The following is a 2109-nucleotide window of genomic DNA, read 5'->3' on the forward strand; positions in this document are numbered from 1 at the left end:
AAGTAAAGCCCAATTTTAAAAGAGAGTTTCCCCGTAAAAATCCCAACTTGCTAGATTGACAAAATTGTATCGGTAGAATTACTGAATAGCTGATAGCTGGTAGCTGCGGATTTATAACTTGCGTTCGTAACTTAACAATGTATTTTGTAATAACATTGCCACCGTCATCGGACCGACACCCCCGGGGACAGGAGTAAGATAACTAGCCACTTCTAAAACCCCAGCATAGTCCACATCGCCCACCAAACGGTCAGCGACGCGATTAATACCCACATCCACCACTACCGCACCCGGTTTTACCATATCTTTAGTGATTAAATTGGCTTTACCGACAGCAGGTACTAAAATATCGGCACTTCTGGTTATTTCTGCCAGATTTTCCGTGCGCGAGTGAGCAATAGTTACCGTAGCGTTTTCCTCCAATAACATTAAAGCTAAAGGTTTCCCCACTAGAATACTGCGACCCACCACCACCGCGTGCTTACCGGCTATGGGAATATTATATTCTTTCAGCAGTGCCATGACCCCCGCAGGAGTACAACTGCGGATACAGTCATCACCCCGCACTAAACCGCCTAAATTGAGAGGATGTAAACCATCAGCATCTTTTTTCGGGTCAATTTGGTAGAGAAGGGAAACCGCATCTAAATGCTTAGGTAAGGGTAATTGAATTAAAATCCCGTCCACCCGCTCATCTTGATTGAGACGGACAATTTCCGCTAAAATTTCTAGTTCACTTGTATCGGTGGAAAAATGACGACCAAAAGAGGCCATACCGATTTTAGTACAAGCTTTCTCCTTATTGCGGACATAAACGGCACTAGCGGGATTATCCCCCACCATCAACACCGCTAACCCCGGAGGTCGTCCCATTGGAGATTTTAGCGTCTGGATGCGCTCTCCTAGACCAAGTTGGATTTTTTGAGCTAAGGCTTTCCCGTCGAGAATTTGGCAAGTAGTTACGGACATTCTATGATAATACCGAGAACAAAAATCTTTCGGATCTATTCTATGGTCAAAAAGATTGGCTAATGGCACTCGTTAAGGTTAAAGCAAGAATGTCTATCCAGACTCGTGTAGGGCGCATCAGCAGTTTATTATTATTGCTAGGGTTATTCGGTTGTAGTACCCTTGCTGACCTCGGTATTGCCGTTCCCTACATCGGTGATCCTCCCCTAACAGCGATCGAGCAATTACAGGAAAAACCAAAAGGCACTTTAGTTTATCTTAGGGGAACCGTGAGCAATTATGCCCCTTTTTTAGCGGGAGGAGCCTATCTTTTGCAGGATAAGTCTGGTAAGATTTGGATTCGCACCAATAGCAATAAATTACCCCGTCAAGGCGAAGAAATCGTCATTAAGGGCAAAATTGACTTTGAAGCTATTCCCCAGGGTTCCCAAACCGTTAACGAATTGTATGTGGTGGAATTAGAACAGATGGATGCAGTAGCAGTTAATTCGGTTCCCACTCCTTCTCCGTCCCCAGAAATTAAACCTTCCCCCACCTCAGAAGTTAAACCCCCAGAAAATAATTCTCCCCCGGTCTCCACTAAACCCCTGGAAAATCCCCGACAGGTGACAATTCCCAGCGCAACCGCAACAAAACCCCCAGAAACTCCCGTCGTTACCCCCGTTAAACCCAATCCACCCGTGCAACCCGTCGCGGAAGCGATTCCCCCCAAACCCCCCACAGTGATTAAACCCGTCCAAGATCCCCTCGATGCTTTCTTTTTACCCCATAAACAAAACGAGAAATAGCTAGGGTGTGGGGTGTGGTGCGATTCGTTGGCTAGAAACTAGACAGTAAGACGTTTAGAGGATTAGCCGCTTGGTAAATGTAGTACCTTGATAACTTTATAACCATACAGGTGCGGGTTAGTAATAACCTTAGTCCTGTCCTCTAGATGCCTAGAGTGACGGCATTTCCTGCTGCTTTAGACTTGGTACATCTGAGGTAGTGAGCGAGGAAAAAAAAAGCGGTATCTGATAGCCTAAATCAGAAACCCGTTGAGCCAGAACCTATGGATAGCCCTGGGGCGAAGATACGAATTAACCATCGTCAACACCCACGAGCCAAAAGGCTGACAGGCTCGAAACAAAAGTTAACAGA

General features: G+C 45.8%; 2 protein-coding genes. One reads left to right on the forward strand and one right to left on the reverse strand.

The genetic code is table 11. The features are described 5' to 3' along the window. Positions 1-111: 111 nt before the first annotated feature. On the reverse strand, positions 112-969 hold the full coding sequence (gene folD, locus O9290_RS05700; protein ID WP_288055270.1) for a bifunctional methylenetetrahydrofolate dehydrogenase/methenyltetrahydrofolate cyclohydrolase FolD: 858 nt from the start codon (positions 967-969) through the stop codon (positions 112-114). An 89-nt stretch (positions 970-1058) separates the two neighbouring features. On the opposite strand from folD, the gene O9290_RS05705 reads away from it, so the two are divergent. Then, on the forward strand, positions 1059-1757 hold the full coding sequence (locus O9290_RS05705; RefSeq protein ID WP_288055273.1) for a single stranded DNA-binding domain-containing protein: 699 nt from the start codon (positions 1059-1061) through the stop codon (positions 1755-1757). Positions 1758-2109: the final 352 nt, after the last annotated feature.

It is taken from the genome of Microcystis sp. LE19-41.2A (assembly GCF_027530405.1).
In the GTDB taxonomy this organism is placed as follows: Bacteria; Cyanobacteriota; Cyanobacteriia; order Cyanobacteriales; family Microcystaceae; genus Microcystis; species Microcystis aeruginosa.